Origin of the sequence: Flavobacterium antarcticum DSM 19726 (assembly GCF_000419685.1) — a bacterium.
Lineage (GTDB): Bacteria > Bacteroidota > Bacteroidia > Flavobacteriales > Flavobacteriaceae > Flavobacterium > Flavobacterium antarcticum.
This window is the reverse complement of sequence record NZ_ATTM01000009.1, coordinates 22,255-39,383: the sequence shown is the minus strand read 5'-3', so window position 1 is coordinate 39,383 and position 17,129 is coordinate 22,255. Positions and strand designations below refer to the sequence as shown.

Below are 17,129 nucleotides of genomic sequence, written 5' to 3'. Positions count from 1 at the left end.
GAGCCGTATTTAGACATCTACAAATCGACGATGAACGAGGATAAAACCTTCACAAAACCCGAAGAAGTAGCAGAACTAAACACAAGATGGCACGACGGACCGGTAACCATTAGTGCCGATGGAAANACGATGTACTTCTCAAGAGACTCCCATGGAGAAAAGGAATTTGAGAAAGACAAAAAGCTGAATACAAAATTCGGTCAAGTGTACCTTTATAAAGCCACAAAAGAAGGAAACACGTGGGGAAACATCAAGTCATTACCTTTCAACAGTAAAGACCATTCAAACAGCAGCCCGAGCTTAAGCAAAGACGGAAAAACATTGTACTTCAGTTCAAACATGGAAGGTTCAGTAGGACTTACAGATATTTGGAAAGTAGCGGTCAATGCAGACGGAAGTTACGGTACACCAGAGAACATGGGAACTAAAATCAATACTGAAGGTAAAGAGCAGTTTCCACAAATCACGGACGATAATGTATTGTACTTCTCCTCAAACGGACATATTGGTCTAGGAGGATTAGACGTTTACATGGTCGATTTGAAAACCAACAACCAAATTGAGAACCTTGCGAAACCGGTAAACAGCGAGAAAGATGACTTCGCATTTAGTTTTAATACCACTAAAAACGCAGGATTCTTCTCAAGTAATCGAACAGGAGCGGACAACATCTATTGGGCGAATCCAATTTGTGGTGTAGAAGCACTGATTGTTGTAACGGATGCAAAAACAGGCGTACTCTTATCAAACGCAAGAGTTTCTATTTTAGATGCTAAGAAAAACGTATTGGAAACGCAAACTACCACAGCTAGTGGAGAAATCATGTTCCCTGTAGATTGCAACACCGCCTATTCTATCCAAGCTGCTAAAGACGGCTACGAAAGTGGTGTGTTCTCAATAGCGGCTACAAATGGTGGAAAATTAAAAGTAAATGCACCATTGAATCCTATTGAAAACATTATTACTGTTAGTGAAGTGAAGCTAAATGAAGTATATTTTGAATTTGACAAATCTAATATTACAGCTGATGGGGCTTTTGAGTTAAACAAACTTGTTGAAGCAATGAAGAGCAATCCTACGATGGTGATTATGGTAAAAGCACACACGGATAACCGCGGAAGTGAGCAGTATAATATTAATTTATCTGATCGTAGAGCGAAATCTAGTGTTCAATACGTAATTTCTAAGGGAATTGATAAAGCTCGCATTACTGGTAAAGGTTACGGAGAGAGTGAGCCTAAAGTGGACTGCAAAGAAAACTGTACAGAAGAAGAACATGCACAAAACAGAAGAAGTGAATTCTTGATTATTAAGAAATAGAATTCTTATTAAAAGTTATTATAAATCAGAATCCCCGAAGTGAAAGCTTCGGGGATTTCTGGTTTTTATAAGCTCGTTGTACTTTGGGCGAAGACACACTAATGAGTAGCGAAGACACACAAATGGGTAGCGAAGACATACAAATGAGTAGCGAAGACACACAAACGAGTAGCGAAGACACACAAATGAGTAGCGAAGACACACAAATGAGCAGCGAAGGCACACAAATGAGCAGCGAAGACATACAAATGAGTAGCGAAGACACACAAATGAGTAGCGAAGACACACAAATGAGTAGCGAAGTACTATAAATTACTTTAGAAGATAAATTTATTAATTACGAAGCTATTTGAATGGGTTTCTAAGGGAATCAAGTTGAGATTTTACTTAATTGTAAATAATGTTTTGAGGTTAGTGAATGTTGAAGAGCTGGCTAGAGCTTGTGCAATTTTGTGGATTGATTTTAGGTGGTTGTGGGTAGGGAGTGCAAATCTGCGCTATTGTGTAATTATCCTTGACCGAACTTTACATCCAACGCAATCCATCTCTTTGCGAACTGCCGACTACGTGACCCCTACGCTCGGTGGTGTATTCAATTTATTATTGCTTTTTTGGTTTTCGTGAATATAAATATTTGAGAGACTCTCCCTGCTGGTTTCTAGCGGGGTAGTTTATTTGATTAGCTGTAGACTTCTATGTTTCTATTTCAAAAACCTTTTTAAAATTAGTTATAAGATTATTTTTCTTTCGCCACATATTATTACGGCTTATTAAAATAAAAATCAATAAAACTGGATTAATTATTTGGTAAATTTCTTTAGGTACAGTTTCAATGTATAAAATTAGATTAAAAATTGGAACAAGAAAAATCGGCATATATTTTATCCAATAATAACCGAATCCTATCGGTTTAATTTGATAATTAATTTCAGTTTCTGTTTTGTTTTTAGAATTAATTTCCCCGTAAATTATAAATGGCGCTACAAAAAAAGTTGCATTTTTGGTTAATTCAAATTTTGTTTTATTAAATTTCCCATAAAATTTTTTGTTAGTTTCACCGAAAATTCAAAAAACAGCGAATGGTGTTCCTTTAATTTTCGGATTTCCATATTTTGTATTTGTAACTAATCGTTCTCTAAATTCTGTAATATTAATTTTTGAAATCATTTATTTATTCAGCTTTATTTTACGATTTTTTTTAAAATGTGTTTTTTAGCATTTTTCTGCAAACTTCCTACTAACCTTGATGTATATGAGCTGTGGCGTGTTTTAGCACGAACCTCTCCAAATAAAAATGGCTTTGGGAAATCCGAAGAATTTTCCAACTAGGCACAGACCAAGCTATATCTTATATACTTTGTTACTCAACGTTTTTATTTCGGTTATATAATTCAGTTTCGTTTCGTTCAAAAGCTGGTTTAACTATTTTTTCTTCCCATTTAGCCTCAATTGTCGGAATTCTATTTATTAATTCGGAAAGGAAAATTCTCCAACCTGTATATTCTTCTGTTATAAGTAAACGTTTTTCTAAATAATCAATTTCAAGACAGGTTTCGTCAATAGTCAGCAAATCTAATTTATAGGCAACAATTCTATCAATGGATAACCATTCAACAATTCTAATTCCATTACTGTGCGAGACTTGAAATCCGTTTTCAGTCAGTTTAATTATTCCATTCTGCTTTTTTGTTTTCTCTTTTTTCCAGAACATTATTTACTCAGTTTTATAAAAATCAGACACGAAACAATGGTCAAAATTAAAATTCCAATTGTTCCATAAGTTATTAAACTCAGCCACATTCCAACATCGTGAATTCCAGATGCAAATTTTTTTAATAAAGGTTCAGATGATAAAAATAAAATAACAGTCATTAGTATAAATGACATTAAATGAATTTCTATAATTTTTCGTTTGCTCAATTTTTGTTCAAATCTTGGGTAACGTTTCGCGGCTTGCAGAAGTGGCGAACTTCGTGACCGATTATTTTCGGCTAATATAAAATTTCTTGCGAAAGATAGACGTGAATTTACCACATATTTCGCCATTTATGCAAACCGCTGTTAGCAATAGTTGCTTTTATTTACATTCAATTTCTTCAACTTTTTTAAAGTATTGTTTTCCGCTTTTACCTTGGAAATTTCTCATATTTTGATTAGTCATTTTATTGAGTTGTCTGTATGATGGGATTTTCAGCGTATCATTTTCTGGTTTTTTGGCAAATTCTACTAATTTATTATATTTTGATTTCGGAAAAGGCATATTTTCAAGTTTATTTCTTTTTATTACAAATTTTAGTTCGCCTTTAAACTTGTTCTTTTCATTTTTTACAGAATCAAAAAATATAATTAAAGTATCTTTTTCAGTTTTCCAATTTCCGAATGAATTGTTGTTTTGCATATCGCCTTGAAAACTCAAAGTTGCATCTCCATTACATTCTAGAGTCAAAGTTTTGCTAAACATTCCGTAAGTATTGAAGTTAGTTCTGTATTTTCCAATGACAATTTTTTTCGAACAAGAGTTTAATGTTAGAAATAAGAAAAAAAGAGTGATTATTAAAAAAATGTTTCCTTTCATTTTCGGTTTTTTTGCAATTATTGCTAACTTGTATATATGTATGAAGTTATCATACATATACAACCAAATTCATTTGGCTTTGTATGATATAGTAGTACATTATTGATTTGTAAATATATGTAATCTTCATTTTAAATTATTTAAAAAATCACTTAAAATAGATTGATGAAACTTTGCCGTATTAAAAATGGTGTAGGATGCCGTTGAAAATTTTAAATATCCTCTACATGAATAAAGTTATAATTCAACTTCGAAATCAATTTCGAAGAATCAATCACTTTAACTGAAGTATTATTTTCTTCAAATTCAGGAGATTTACTTAACCACGAAGCTATTTGAACGGATTTTTAATAGATTCAAGTTGAGATCTTACTTAATTGTAAAATTAGCGAATGTCGAAGAGCTTGCTAGAGCTTGTGAAATTTTGTGGATTGATTTTAGGTGATTGTGGGCACGGTTGCAAATCTGCGCTATTGGCGTTTATCAAGACTATTTACAGTTTTGTTGAATGAGTGTATCGGACTCTGCGTCTCCAAGTTGTTTTGCAATTTCAAAATCTATACAAGCTCCAATCTTGTCCTTAAGATTGAGTTTAGCGACTGCTAAAAACCGTCTTAATTCACCTGCTTCAGCGTCAAGGGAAACGCAAATAGTAAAATCTTTGCTTGCATTTTCAAAGTTCCCCAATTCCATCTCGCTTATTCCTCGATTCACATAAGCACTAATGTATTTTGGATTAAGTATAATGGCTTTCGAATAATCGGTAATCGCCTCGTTATAATTTTTTTCAGTTTGCTGTAAATATCCTCTATTATTAAATGTTGTAGCATCACTTGGGTCAAGGTCAATTGCTTTACCATAAGCAGTAAATGCTTCTTGAGCATTACCAGCTTGCATATAGAAATAACCTAATTTTTTATAAGCAAGAATAGCTTTGGGACTTAATTCTGAAAGTTTTTCATAAGCGGCAATCGTTCCTGTTATATCTTGTAATTGTTCCTTGCAATCCGCAATTCGCTGATAACATTCTTTTGCTCGTTCCTTTGTTTTGTCTCTCAGTTCTGCAAGTTTAAAGAATCGCTGGGATTCAGAAACGTTTCCTACTGATGCTAGTAATGCTGCAAAACCAAAGTAGGAGTCGGGAAATTCAGGATTAAGTAGCCACGCTTGATTAAACCTTTTCATCGCTGTTTTTAAGTCATTATGATAATAGTGACGCCATGCCTGGCTTATCTGAACGGAAACAGCGCTATCTATCGTTTTGAATTGTTCAAGACTTTCGTTCTTAAAATCAGCGTCAATCTTTAAGTAGTCTTCACTTTTTGCAACCTCGCCATACATTGGTTTTGTATTGTCCGGTTTCTGACCTGACGATTCGCAGGAAAACATGGCCAGTGATAAAATTAGAATTAAAAATTTTAAGTATTTCATTTATAGTCAAGTTTAAATTATGACTTTTGGAGCATTAATTTTAAATATCCTCTACATGAATAAAGTTATAATTCAACTTCGAAATCAATTTCGAAGAATCAATTACTTTTCCTGACGCCTTATTTTCTTCAAATTCAGGTAGCGGCAATCCTAACTCTTTGGCTTTAGCCATATAATATTCTTTTCTCGTAGGATGAAATGGAGCCGAAGCATTTATCTTTTCTCCCCAAAAATTTTGTACGATAATTGCAGTAATAATGCCGATGCAATCGTCTTGATGGATTAAATTGATTGGAGCATTAGGTGTAGCAATATTACTCTTTCCTGAAAGTGATTTGGCAGGGTTTCGGCTTCCGCCAATTAGTCCCCCGAATCTTAGAATAGTGGTTTTGAAAGCCGTTTGCTGGTGCAGAAGGTGTTCGGTTTCTAGTAATTCTTTGCCGGATAAAGTTTCTGGTTTTTCGATGGTTTCTTCCGTAACATTTATAGGTTCATCGCCATATACGGAAGTAGAACTGATGAATAATACCTTTTCGATAGAGGAATTTAAAACTGCTTTTTGAATAAAAGTTTTCATTTTTCCAACAAAAGATTCCGGATTTTCTCCTCGCAATTTCGGTGGAATATCAATAATTAAGGTTTTCGAATTTTGCAGAAAAGCTTCGTAATCTCCTGAAATTTCATCTGCGGAAAGTTCGATGATGAACGCTTCGATTTCTTTGGATTCCAATTCGCCTATCCGATTGGGAGAAGTGGTGGAGCCTTTTATGGAAAATCCTTTTTGAATTAAATGTTCGGCGAGTGGCAATCCCAACCAGCCACAGCCTAAAATACTAATGTGCTCCATGTTTAAGGTTTTGTAATAATAGAATCTGAAACGATTATTGGAGTAACGGACTTTGTGATTATAGCGTTACTTTTTATCATAGGATTTATTAAGATTATAGAATCTGTAGGTGTTTGCCGTTTTAAGCTATTTGGTTTTATCTTCTGACGAATCACTACTGCATCGTTTAAAACAAACGGCGTTGGAATCATCCACGACTGTCTTTTTGGAACAGAAAATTGTTCGTTTTCTAATAAATCAAAAGACGATTCCATCAATTCCATATCCAATTTCGTAGATGCATCAAGTGTAAATGATAATTCTAACGGTTCATTATTCACGACATAATAACTCAAAATCTTTTTGCCTTTTCGCCGGTATTTTGCGTCTTTCCAACCAATAAGCGAAACGCCATTTGCTTTTAAATTATAGAAATCCATGTTTTCATTGGCAAAAATATCATAGCGATTTACTTTTCTATTGGGTGAAATGGTTATTAAATACTGTTTTCGAGCACGAACAATTGTGTCTTTATTGAATTGTATAGAAGGGCCAGAAATGGATTTCAAATCTGCTTTTGATGTGAAAGTAAACGCTGAATTGTATTTGCTAAATAAAGGTAAATTATGAATAGAGTCCGATTTTTGAGGTGAATTCCCCAAATAATTTTTAGTCCAATCGTCTATGTTTTTATCATAAGAAGCCCAAACAGCCGAGTTTGTATCTGCATTCAAAACGTACAATAAACTGTTTGGTTTTGCCTTTTCATTTGTGTAGTTGGAATTTATGTGGGCATTGATAAAAAAGCCAATTGCAATTAATAAACTGATTGTAGACCACACTTTCTTTCCTTTAAATGCGCCAAAAACAGGCAGTAACAATCCAAAAACCAATGCAATTAATAAAGTGCTTCCCATCAACATTTTTAGACCTAATCCTACAGGAAGTGTCACTACAAATGGTAAGAAAATTACTAAAGCCGGAATGCTGAACAATAAATTCAATACCGGACTTGCTCGTTGTGTGATGATGAAAAATCCCAGGGAAAGCAACATTCCAAAAACAGGAATGATGAAGAAACTTCCGCCAGGAAGATAGATGGCAATGAATAAATTAATGATTATCCATAGAAAAATAGGAGCTATGGAAGCATTCATCACTTGGATTTCACTCCGGTAATTTCGATAAAAAAAGAACGAAACCATCAATGCTAGCGATGCAAAAGCAATTATATAATCGTGGCCATTATACGTAAATCCATGCAAAATGTCTTGGTATTGCGGATAAAGCAACAGTAAAACTTTCCAACCTAAAAAGCCTAAAAGACCCGAAACTAAAATAGAGCTTAAAAACGGAACAAAGCCGCGAAGTACATCTGAAATATGCAATACTTTCTTCCCAATCCCAATAAAAACAAACGCTAGAAACAATGCAAAAGCCAATCCGATTAAAGGAAAATTCCATGAAAAGGGATAATGGGTAAAATTGATTGGTGTATTGAAATAGACTTCATCATCTGAAGTTTCCAACTTTCGCAAATCTGCATTTCCGAAGTAAGTCAACATTGACATCAAATAAGTGCCTTGGTGTTTTAAGGTTTTGACGCTCAAATTAGCCAAGTTATCTTGTGCCGTATGGTAGTTATAATGGCTGTCAATAAAAGCAAAATTTAGTCCTTGAATTTTTCCTTCTTCTCTGAAGACAGTCAAATCCGTGTCATTGGGGAGCATTTTATAAATGCTGTACATCAACGAATTTGAAACCGGGAATTTAGGTTTTGCTTCCGCAAATTGTTGCACCATTGCTGCATTTCCGTTGTTTACTTCCATCAACATATACGAGGGCCCCGATGTTCCTCGCGCTTCAAAATTAATTGCGAGTCCCACCTCTTTTGCCCATTCATGTTTAGTGACGAAAAGTGCGGCACCGTTTAAACCCAATTCTTCGGCATCCGAAAACAGAATAATAATATCGTTTTTAGGTTGTGAATTATTGTGCAAATACGTTCGCAAACCTTCTAAAATCGTAACAATTCCCGAACCGTCGTCACTCGCACCAAGTGATTTAGAATGTGGAGCACTGTCGTAATGCGACAATAAAAGCAATGCTTTTGAATTTGCGCTTCCTTTTATCCGAGCTAAAATGTTTTTTGACTTTACTAAATTTCCCCAATCCGTCAAGGTGTATCCTTCTTGAATGGAAGTTTCCAATCCTAAATTTTCTAATTCCTTTACTAAAAATTCAGCAACAACTTCGTGATTTTGAGTGCCTACATAATGCGGTTCTTTGGTAATAACCGCTAATTTCTTTAAAGCTCTTTGCGTTGAAAACTCCGACAAGGAACCTTCTACTTTTGAAACCGATTGCGGCATCATTGCAAAAAATATCCAATAGATAATTCCGCTGATAAAAAGAACTGAAAGTAGGGTTAGGGAATTTCTTTTCATTAAAAAGGAGATTTGGATTTGGCTTTTCTTCCTCAAAACGAAGCAAAAGTTGGATTAAAGATAAAGTTTATATTCGAAATCGCTTCATTATATTAAAATATTGATTTTCAGGTGTCTTTTTTAACTAAAATATAATATTCGTTTTCCAAAGCCATATAGCCTTGGTCGTACAAAAAGAAATACGTGTTTCCTGTTTTTGTATTTAAAATGTTGGTAAAAAATTCAAAATCAAAACCTTTAGCAATCAACTTTGTGCGAGAAGTTTTTGTTTTTCCTTCTACATTTAATTCACTCAAAATGCGGTAGTTTTTCCGCAATTTGTTGTTAATGTTTCGCATGTAATTTGTGCTGTCCTTATTGATTTTGTTATTGAATGCATTTCGACATCCGTCGCTGCAAAACTTCTTGTCTTCACGACCGCTAAATTTCTCGTCACATTCAATACAATTTTTCATACCGTATTACTTTAGTTTCTTAATCTCATACAAATCATGCCTTCTGTCTTTTAAAATTCGAACGCTTCCGTGCTCGTGTAATTTTTTCAATAAATCTAAATCAACGTCTACAATTAGGGTCATTTCGGTATTTGGAGTCGCTTCCGCCTTGATTCCGTTACTTGGAAAAGCAAAATCAGAAGGAGTAAAAACGGCTGCTTGAGCATATTGAATGTCCATGTTATTCACTTTTGGTAAATTCCCGACACAACCAGCAATTGCTACATAACACTCGTTTTCAATTGCACGCGCTTGAGCACAAAGTTTTACTCGTGTGTAACCGTTTTGCGTATCCGTCAAGAAAGGCACGAATAAAATTTCCATTCCTTCATCCGACATCAGACGAGAAAGTTCAGGAAATTCAACATCGTAGCAAATCATGATTCCAATTTTCCCACAGTCGGTGTCGAAAGTTCTAATTTCAGAACCACCAACCATTCCCCAATATTGCACTTCATTTGGCGTAATGTGAATTTTGGTGTACATCTCAAAAGTTCCGTCACGTTTACACAAAAAACCTACATTATATAAGTTTCCGTCTTCCAAATACGGCATACTTCCCGTAATAATGTTGATGTTATAAGAGATAGCAAATTCTGAAAATTTCTTCTGAATGGGGTCGCAATACCTTGCAATTTCACGAATCGCATCTGCTTCAGAAAGATGGTTGTAATCCGCCATCAAAGGAGCAATAAACAATTCGGGAAACAATACAAAATCACTTCCATAACCTGAAACTACATCAATAAAAAATTCAGATTGTTCGAACAAAGCTTCAAGATTTGCCAAAGGACGCATTTGCCATTGCACCAATCCAAGACGAATTACAGGTTTCCGGGCGTTGATTAACTTTGGACTTTTGTCGTAGTAAATATTATTCCATTCCAGTAAAACCGCATAATCCTTCGAACTCGTATCGCCTTCCAAGTAATTTTTCATCACCTTAATCACGTGAAAATCATTACTCAACTGAAACGATAAAACGGGGTCGTGAATGTCTTTCAGCTTTACTTTTTCTATGTATTCTTTGGGAGTAAATTCAGCACTATTTTCCGTATAGTTTGGAATTCTACCTGCGAAAATGATGGATTTTAAATTGAGTTGTTCACACAATTCTTTTCTAGCATCATATAATCGTCGACCCAATCTTAGCCCACGAAAAGCGGGGTCAATAAAGACATCGATTCCGTATAGAATTTCACCATTTGGGTCGTGTGTGGAAAACGTATAATTACCTGTTATTTTTTCGTAATTGTGATTTGTCATTGCCAATTTGTATTTGACAATGAGCGACAATGCAGCACCAACCACTTTGTCGTCAACTAAAATCACCAATTGACCTTCGGGGAAAATCTTCAATAAATTCTTGATTTCTTTTTCGTTCCAATAAGCACCGTCAATTTCAGAATAGGCTTTTACCATAGAATTTTTTAATTCTTTGTAATCTTCAATTCTTAAATTCCGGAGTTCTACTTTATTTATTTCTGTCTGCATGCAAATTTTTTTAAGAAAGGTACAAAAAAATGCCGTTTGTAAACGGATAAATTTAAATATTTCACGAGGTGCTTTTTCGGCGGTAGGGAAATTTATTGGCTACAGCCAAGACAACTAATCTTTTTCACACTCCTAATTCGTGGTCAAATAGTTGTTGTCTAGGGTTTTAGTCTTTTTTTTAAAAAAGATCATAAAAAAAGGAACTCAAACGAGTTCCTTAGATTTACTTATTTTCTGTAAAAGCTTACATTGTTTCTTTCTTTTCAGAACAGGCTTTTTTAGAAGAGCAACAAGCTGGTTTAGCTGTTTTTGCTTCTGCAGCTGATTTTTCATCTGCTTTACGTTGCTTGCGTGATTTTTTCTTTTCTTTCTCTTGAAATAAAGACGCGTGGTCTGCGGAAGTTTTTAGGTTTGAAACTTTATAAGAGTCGCCTCCATTCACTGCTTCTACTAATTCAACTAATTTTTCAGGAGACGTTACTGCTGAATCATATTCGATAGTAGCTAGTTTTTTATCAAAGTCAACTGTTGCGTTTTGAACGCCTTCTGTTGCTGTTAATTCTTTTTGAATTTTTGAAGCACACATGATTTCGCAACTCATACCGTCAATCGTAAAACTTGCAGTTTCTACTTTTCCAACAAGAGCTGTCGGTTTTTTTTCCTTAGTAGTTTCTGTTATATGCTCTGTTTTCGTCTCTGTTGTAGCAGTTGTATTGTCTTTGCAGCTTGTTAAAAATAATGCTGAAAGAGCGAAGATAAAAAGTGATTTTTTCATATTTATAAAAATTAAATTATAATTTTTAGCAATTAGAATGCTGATAATTAGTGACAAAAATAATCAAAAAAGCAATCGAAATTCATTTTAATATTAGAATTTTGCATTTCAAAATTTTAAGTATGTTATCAAAGCATTTGAAGTGGATTTTATTGTTTGTTTTGGCCTTGATTTGGGGTAGTTCTTTTATTTTAATCAAAAGAGGTTTAGTTGGATTGACACCTTATCAACTGGGTTCTTTACGGATTATTTTTGCAACTATTTTTCTGATGATTATTGGATTTAAAAGTATTGCAACTATTCCACAAGGAAAGTGGAAGTATATCGCTTTAACTGCTTTTGTAGGAACCTTCATGCCGGTATATTTATTTTCAATTGCTGAAACAGAAATTTCGAGTTCAATAACAGCGGTTTTAAATTCACTTACACCACTTGGCGCATTAGTGATTGGAATCTTGGCATTTGGATTAGACGTTCAACGCCGTCAAGTTTATGGTGTCATCATCGGTTTAGCCGGAAGTATTTTGCTCATTGTGAATGGAGCTGCAAATAATCCGGAACAAAATTATTGGTATGCATTGTTGGTTGTTTTTGCTGCTTTTTGTTATTCGCTAAACGTGAATTTGATTAAAAAATATTTATCAGATGTAAAACCTTTGGCCATTACTGCAGGAAATTTCTCCGTACTTTTAGTTCCCGCACTTGTAATTTTGTTCTCCACTGACTTTGTAACTGTTGTTCACAAAAGTGAAGTTCAAAATGCAATGCTTTACATTGTTATTTTAGGAACCGTAGGAACAGGAATTGCGAATATTATTTATTTCAAATTGATTCAGATGTCTTCGCCCATTTTTGCTTCTTCGGTTACTTATATGATTCCTGTAGTTGCTTTTTTCTGGGGTATTTTAGATCAAGAATTATTCACACCGATACAGTATGTTGGTGCTGTAATCATATTTATAGGCATATATTTATCGGCCAAGAAATAATAATTTTCGTATGAAATTAGTAACCGTTCAGATTTTTGACAATCCGGTTGATTTGCATCTTTTACGATCAAAATTGGATAGTGAAGGCATTCAATGTTTTGTTTTTGACGAACACATTGTCAGTTTAAATCCCTTGTTTAGCAATAGTGTTGGTGGAATTAAATTAAAGGTAGCCGAGAAGGATGAAGAAATTGTGCGATCCATTTTACAAGAATTAAAAGACGCACCTAACCTTGATGAAAACAATCAGACAATTGCTTGTCCAAAATGTGCATCAACTGATTTATATATCAATTACCGCTCGATGAAAGGTTATAAGGGTTTGTTGTCCATGGCTACTATGTTTTTATTTACTGCTTTTCCATTCTATTTCAAAAACGTATATAAGTGTAAAAGTTGTGGAACGGAGTTCAGGTAAAGAGTAGGATTTTATGTATAAAAAAATGACCGTCATTTCTGACGGTCATTTTTATTTATAAGCAAATGTGATTTTTATTGAAAATCAGCATCAGTAACGCCTTCGTTTACTTTTACATCAGCTATTTTAATATCCAATTCAACACCAACATTCATAACGATATTGAAAGGGAATTTAACTCCTTTTACATCTCTGTAGTCTTTGTAGTATGTCGTAGTAACCATTTTTTGGCCACCTTGTTCTTGCATTTTAGAGTCCGCAACTTTCAAACCTGATTTTACATCATAGTAAGTTGTTGTTTTCCCGTTTTCAATAGCATAAACATCTGAACCGTCCATTGACTCTATTGAAGTCAACTTTCCAGTTGGCGCCATTAATTCAGGGAATAATTTAGCATCGGCTTTCATTTCTGCAAATTCTTCTGCAGGAACATCCATTTTCTGACCTTGTTGTGCAGCATATCCAGTTTTGTCGCCTACTACTTGTTTCATCATACTCATCGCACCCATTGTAACTTCAACCATCAGACGATCTTTACTGTCGTTTTTAGAAGTATAAGTAAGTGGACTTGGCATTTGAGGAATAGTTGTAGAACCTACCATCATAACCGTTTTTACCGCTTTAACTGCTTTTTCTCCACCAATTGCTTTGATGTAATTATCAAAAACTGTTTTAGCAGTTACTCCTGCAGGAACTTCTTTAGAAGTAGCTGGTTTTTCAGTTGGGTTACCAAATTTGTCAAAGTAGAAAATTGGCATTTTTAATGCTTCTAATCCTGATAATACTTCTGAAGCCTTACCTGTTACTAAAACACGGAGATTGTCTTCGTGGAAGTATTTTTTAGAAACTCTTAAAATATCATCTACAGTAACTGCATTGATGTTTTTCACGTAGTTTTCAAAGAAATCAGCTGGCAAGTTTTGAGTTTGTGTCAAAAGTGCATAACGTGCAATTGTACCTGGTTTTTCCATTGCCATAACGAAATTACCTACGTAACCTGCTTTTACGTTTTTCAACATATCAGCTTCCACTTTCTCTGTTCTTATTTTTTTAATTTCTTTAAAAAATTCAACTACAGCACTATCTGTTACAGCGTTTCTAACTTGTGTGTTGGCTTTAAATTTTCCAACATATTTGTTTCCACGAATGCTTGAACGCGCTCCGTAAGTCCATCCGTGAGCTTCTCTCAAGTTCATGTTTAAGTAGCTGTTAAAGTCACCACCTAAAACTTGGTTTGCTAAAAGGACTGCAAAATAATCTTTATCCGTCATTTTCAAATCTGAAACATTCACTAATGAAATTTCTGATTGAACTGCATTCGGCATGTCAACAAAGTTGATTTGAGAATACTGAACGTCTTTAGGATCTGCATAAACAATCGCTGGTGCTACTGCTTTTTTCCAACTGCTGAATGCTTTTTCAACTGCTTTTTTAACGTCTTTAAATTTAACGTCTCCAATGACTACTAAGTAAGCGTCTCCTGGAACGAAGTAAGTTGCATATTCATTCTTAACATCTGCAAGAGAAACATTATTGATTGTTTCTTCGGTCAAATATTCGCCACCGGGATGTGTTTTTCCAAAAAACAAAACATCTTCCACACGACCTGCAACTGCGGTAACGCTTTTTTCTTGGCTTTTTAATCCTTCAATAAGTTTAGCTCTTTCTTTTTCTAATTCTTCTTGTGTGAAAACAGAATTTAAAGCTCCGTCAACCATTAAAGAAAGGATTTTATCTGTGTATTTAGATAAACCACTTGCTGACGCGCCACCTAAACTAAATCCGATGTTCGCTCCTAAGAAGTCTACTTCTTCGTTGAATTTATCCTTAGGCATTGTTTTCGTGCCATTACCCATCATGCTGCTTGTTAAATCAGCAACACCTTTTTTATTGCCTTCCGCATAAGGAGCGTTGTCAATACTTAAGTTAAATGATACTCTTGGTAATTTATGGTTTTCTACAACCATTACTTTTAAACCATTTTTCAATTCAAAAGTTTGCGGTTTGCCAATATTAATAACAGGAGCTGGTCCTGGTTTTGGCTGAGGACGATCTTGTGCTTGCATAATAGTTGTTAAAAACAAGCTTACTATAAATAGGGTTTTTCTCATGATGTATGTCTTATTTTGTCGCTTTATCTTTAGCAGGAACATAATCTAAAAGCAAACGTTGGTTTGGATTTAAATATTTATTCGCTACTTCTTTAATTTCTTCACGTGTAATTGAACGGTAAATTTCAATTTCAGTATTGATTAAATTCACATCACCGTATAAAAGGTAATAAGAAGCTAAATTTTCTGCGATACCTTCAATGCTTGTATTGCTGTTTACATACTGGTTGTCGTAAACATTTTTTAGTTTTTGAAAATCTCTTTCAGAAATTAATTCTGTTTGGATTTTTTTGATCTCTTCGTCGATGTTAGCAGTTAAGGTTGCAGAAGTAGTTTCTCCCATTGGAATTCCGTAAATTAAGTACATTCCATAATCTTCCTGACTGTTGTTGAAAGCACCAACTTGTAAAGCTAATTTTTTCTCGTCTACTAACTTTTTGTACAAACGAGAGCTTTTACCATCGCTTAAAATCGTTGAGATCATGTCTAAAACTTTAGCATCTCTTGTTTTCATTGACGGAGTTCGGTACGCTTGAATCACCATTGGCAACTGAATGTTCGGATCTTCGAATGTTGCATTGATTTGTTTCGTGATTGGTTCTTCAACAAATGTTTGCTTTTTTACTTCTGCACCTCTTGGAATAGATCCAAAATATTTATTAACCCATTTAATTGTTTGAGCTGGATCAATATCACCAGCAACGATTAAAACAGCATTATTAGGCACATAGAATTTTTTGTTAAATGCTTGAAACTCTTCTAAAGTAGCAGCATCTAAATGTTCCATTGACCCAATTGGAGCCCAACGGTAAGGGTGTTTTGTAAACAGATTCTCTTTTACAGCAGTAAACAAGTTTCCGTAAGGAGAGTTGTCAACACGCAGTCTTTTCTCTTCTTTAACTACTTCATTTTGTGTGTTTACACCAATTTGGTTAATCACAGGATGCATTAATCGCTCTGATTCCATCCATAAACCTAATTCTAAACTGTTAGAAGGGAACACTTCGTAGTAGTACGTTCTGTCGTCAGAAGTATTGGCGTTATTCGTTCCGCCATTCCCTGAAACTATTTTGAACCACTCACCACGTTTGATGTTTTCTGTTCCTTCAAACAAAAGGTGTTCAAAAAAGTGGGCAAATCCTGTACGTTCTGGATTTTCGTCTTTAGCACCTACGTGATACATTACAGATGTAATTACTACGGGAGCTGATTTGTCTTGATGTAAAATAACATGAAGACCATTTTCTAGAGTGTACTCCTCAAAATTTACATTTTGAGCTGAAGCTACACCTCCAAGCATGAGAACTGAACTCAAAGCCATTAATGATTTTTTCATAACTATTAATAATTTGTTACTGGTTTAAGGTATAAGTATGTCAAACCGATTTATTGTTACAACAAATTTAAGTTTTTTTATACGATCTATCTATTTTGGTCAAATTAAATTCAGTTTCGGACGTATGTTTGCTACTTAATTACGGCGATTTCGAAGTAAAAATTATTTTCTAAAATTATTTTTTTCAATGCAATTGCTATTATAATAATAAGTTGTATATTTGCAACCTTAAAAATTAACTAAACATCATTGTTATGTACGCAATCGTAGAGATAGCAGGGCAACAATTTAAAGTAAGCAAAGACTTAAAGGTTTATGTGAACCGTTTGGCTGACAAAGAAGGAGATGCAATTTCATTTGCAAAAGTTCTTTTGTTAGACGACGCTGGCACAATCACTTTAGGCGCCCCGGCTGTAGAAGGAGCTTCTGTTGAAGCTACAGTGTTACAACACTTAAAAGGAGATAAAGTAATCGTTTTCAAAAAGAAAAGAAGAAAAGGTTACAAAAAGAGAAACGGACACCGTCAGTATTTGACTCAAATCCAAATCTCTGGAATTTCTGTTGGTGGAACTAAAAAAGCAACTGCTAAGTCAGAGCCAAAAGCTGAAAAGACTGCAGAAGCGAAAGCTCCAAAAGCAAAAAAATCAGATGATTTGACACTTGTTGAAGGAATCGGACCAAAAGCTGCTGAAGCATTGACTGAAGCTGGAATTACTACTTTTTCTAAATTAGCGAAAGCTAAAGTAGAAGCGGTTAAAGAAATTTTAGACGCATCAACTTCTCAGTTGTCTCATTTAGATCCTACAACTTGGCCACAACAAGCTCAATTAGCTGCTGATGGTAAAATGGACGAATTAAAAAAATTACAAGACGAATTAAACGGCGGTAGAGCAGTTTAATTAATATTAACAAT

Annotated in this window: 16 protein-coding genes; 5 read left to right on the top strand and 11 right to left on the bottom strand. The window is 34.5% G+C overall.

The genetic code is table 11. The features are described 5' to 3' along the window. Positions 1-30 precede the first annotated feature (30 nt). On the top strand, positions 31-1,320 hold the full coding sequence (locus YWA_RS0114155; RefSeq protein WP_051126960.1) for an OmpA family protein: 1,290 nt from the start codon (positions 31-33) through the stop codon (positions 1,318-1,320). A gap of 101 nt (positions 1,321-1,421) precedes the next feature. Then, entirely contained in the window at positions 1,422-1,631 is a 210-nt protein-coding gene (locus YWA_RS0114150) for a hypothetical protein (protein WP_022829175.1), read from the top strand. Positions 1,632-2,680: 1,049 nt separating this feature from the next. Here the strand turns inward: YWA_RS0114150 and YWA_RS0114135 are convergent. The 9 genes from YWA_RS0114135 to YWA_RS15185 form a co-directional block, all read right to left on the bottom strand. Then, positions 2,681-3,031, bottom strand: coding sequence for a hypothetical protein (locus tag YWA_RS0114135; RefSeq protein WP_022829173.1), 351 nt, complete (start codon positions 3,029-3,031; stop codon positions 2,681-2,683). Next, positions 3,031-3,207 (bottom strand): hypothetical protein, encoded by a 177-nt coding sequence (locus YWA_RS15725; RefSeq protein ID WP_157505375.1) that lies wholly within the window; start codon positions 3,205-3,207, stop codon positions 3,031-3,033. The genes YWA_RS0114135 and YWA_RS15725 overlap by 1 nt, the downstream gene beginning before the upstream one ends. A gap of 190 nt (positions 3,208-3,397) precedes the next feature. Further along, positions 3,398-3,895, bottom strand: coding sequence for a hypothetical protein (locus tag YWA_RS0114125; RefSeq protein ID WP_022829171.1), 498 nt, complete (start codon positions 3,893-3,895; stop codon positions 3,398-3,400). A gap of 489 nt (positions 3,896-4,384) precedes the next feature. Next, positions 4,385-5,326, bottom strand: coding sequence for a tetratricopeptide repeat protein (locus tag YWA_RS0114120; protein ID WP_022829170.1), 942 nt, complete (start codon positions 5,324-5,326; stop codon positions 4,385-4,387). 40 nt (positions 5,327-5,366) lie between these two features. Beyond that, positions 5,367-6,173, bottom strand: coding sequence for an SDR family oxidoreductase (locus tag YWA_RS0114115; RefSeq protein ID WP_022829169.1), 807 nt, complete (start codon positions 6,171-6,173; stop codon positions 5,367-5,369). 2 nt (positions 6,174-6,175) lie between these two features. Beyond that, the gene (locus YWA_RS0114110) at positions 6,176-8,599 is read right to left on the bottom strand and encodes a M28 family peptidase (RefSeq protein WP_026718826.1); all 2,424 of its coding nucleotides are present in this window, start codon (positions 8,597-8,599) and stop codon (positions 6,176-6,178) included. A gap of 107 nt (positions 8,600-8,706) precedes the next feature. After that, positions 8,707-9,054: a hypothetical protein gene (locus tag YWA_RS0114105; RefSeq protein ID WP_022829167.1), complete on the bottom strand. Its 348-nt coding sequence runs from the start codon at positions 9,052-9,054 to the stop codon at positions 8,707-8,709. Positions 9,055-9,060: 6 nt separating this feature from the next. Next, positions 9,061-10,587 carry a carbon-nitrogen hydrolase family protein gene (locus YWA_RS0114100; protein WP_022829166.1) on the bottom strand — a complete coding sequence of 509 codons (1,527 nt, stop codon included), beginning with the start codon at positions 10,585-10,587 and terminating at the stop codon, positions 9,061-9,063. A gap of 244 nt (positions 10,588-10,831) precedes the next feature. After that, positions 10,832-11,362: a heavy-metal-associated domain-containing protein gene (locus YWA_RS15185; RefSeq protein ID WP_022829164.1), complete on the bottom strand. Its 531-nt coding sequence runs from the start codon at positions 11,360-11,362 to the stop codon at positions 10,832-10,834. Between the two features lie 122 nt (positions 11,363-11,484). On the opposite strand from YWA_RS15185, the gene YWA_RS0114085 reads away from it, so the two are divergent. Both YWA_RS0114085 and YWA_RS0114080 read left to right on the top strand, forming a co-directional pair. Beyond that, a complete protein-coding gene (locus YWA_RS0114085) occupies positions 11,485-12,351 on the top strand; it encodes a DMT family transporter (protein ID WP_026718825.1) in 867 nt (288 codons plus the stop codon). A 10-nt stretch (positions 12,352-12,361) separates the two neighbouring features. Further along, a complete protein-coding gene (locus YWA_RS0114080) occupies positions 12,362-12,769 on the top strand; it encodes a putative signal transducing protein (RefSeq protein ID WP_022829162.1) in 408 nt (135 codons plus the stop codon). A 74-nt stretch (positions 12,770-12,843) separates the two neighbouring features. Here the strand turns inward: YWA_RS0114080 and YWA_RS0114075 are convergent, their stop codons facing one another. Both YWA_RS0114075 and YWA_RS0114070 read right to left on the bottom strand, forming a co-directional pair. Next, entirely contained in the window at positions 12,844-14,880 is a 2,037-nt protein-coding gene (locus YWA_RS0114075) for a M16 family metallopeptidase (protein WP_245557723.1), read from the bottom strand. A 10-nt stretch (positions 14,881-14,890) separates the two neighbouring features. Next, positions 14,891-16,216, bottom strand: a complete 1,326-nt coding sequence (locus YWA_RS0114070) for a M16 family metallopeptidase (RefSeq protein ID WP_022829160.1) — start codon at positions 16,214-16,216, stop codon at positions 14,891-14,893. A 254-nt stretch (positions 16,217-16,470) separates the two neighbouring features. Here YWA_RS0114070 and rplU point away from each other — a divergent pair, with 254 nt between their 5' ends. Further along, a complete protein-coding gene (gene rplU, locus YWA_RS0114065) occupies positions 16,471-17,115 on the top strand; it encodes a 50S ribosomal protein L21 (RefSeq protein ID WP_022829159.1) in 645 nt (214 codons plus the stop codon). Positions 17,116-17,129 lie beyond the last annotated feature (14 nt).

Bases quoted from the DNA above. Each gene is read 5' to 3' on its own strand.
- YWA_RS0114100 (WP_022829166.1), bottom strand. From the start codon at position 10,587: ATGCAGACAGAAATAAATAAAGTAGAACTCCGGAATTTAAGAATTGAA.
- YWA_RS0114125 (WP_022829171.1), bottom strand. From the start codon at position 3,895: ATGAAAGGAAACATTTTTTTAATAATCACTCTTTTTTTCTTATTTCTA.
- YWA_RS15185 (WP_022829164.1), bottom strand. From the start codon at position 11,362: ATGAAAAAATCACTTTTTATCTTCGCTCTTTCAGCATTATTTTTAACA.
- YWA_RS0114115 (WP_022829169.1), bottom strand. From the start codon at position 6,173: ATGGAGCACATTAGTATTTTAGGCTGTGGCTGGTTGGGATTGCCACTC.
- YWA_RS0114120 (WP_022829170.1), bottom strand. From the start codon at position 5,326: ATGAAATACTTAAAATTTTTAATTCTAATTTTATCACTGGCCATGTTT.
- YWA_RS0114110 (WP_026718826.1), bottom strand. From the start codon at position 8,599: ATGAAAAGAAATTCCCTAACCCTACTTTCAGTTCTTTTTATCAGCGGA.
- YWA_RS15725 (WP_157505375.1), bottom strand. From the start codon at position 3,207: ATGTCATTTATACTAATGACTGTTATTTTATTTTTATCATCTGAACCT.
- YWA_RS0114085 (WP_026718825.1), top strand. From the start codon at position 11,485: ATGTTATCAAAGCATTTGAAGTGGATTTTATTGTTTGTTTTGGCCTTG.
- YWA_RS0114150 (WP_022829175.1), top strand. From the start codon at position 1,422: ATGAGTAGCGAAGACACACAAATGGGTAGCGAAGACATACAAATGAGT.
- YWA_RS0114070 (WP_022829160.1), bottom strand. From the start codon at position 16,216: ATGAAAAAATCATTAATGGCTTTGAGTTCAGTTCTCATGCTTGGAGGT.
- YWA_RS0114135 (WP_022829173.1), bottom strand. From the start codon at position 3,031: ATGTTCTGGAAAAAAGAGAAAACAAAAAAGCAGAATGGAATAATTAAA.
- YWA_RS0114075 (WP_245557723.1), bottom strand. From the start codon at position 14,880: ATGAGAAAAACCCTATTTATAGTAAGCTTGTTTTTAACAACTATTATG.
- YWA_RS0114105 (WP_022829167.1), bottom strand. From the start codon at position 9,054: ATGAAAAATTGTATTGAATGTGACGAGAAATTTAGCGGTCGTGAAGAC.
- YWA_RS0114080 (WP_022829162.1), top strand. From the start codon at position 12,362: ATGAAATTAGTAACCGTTCAGATTTTTGACAATCCGGTTGATTTGCAT.
- rplU (WP_022829159.1), top strand. From the start codon at position 16,471: ATGTACGCAATCGTAGAGATAGCAGGGCAACAATTTAAAGTAAGCAAA.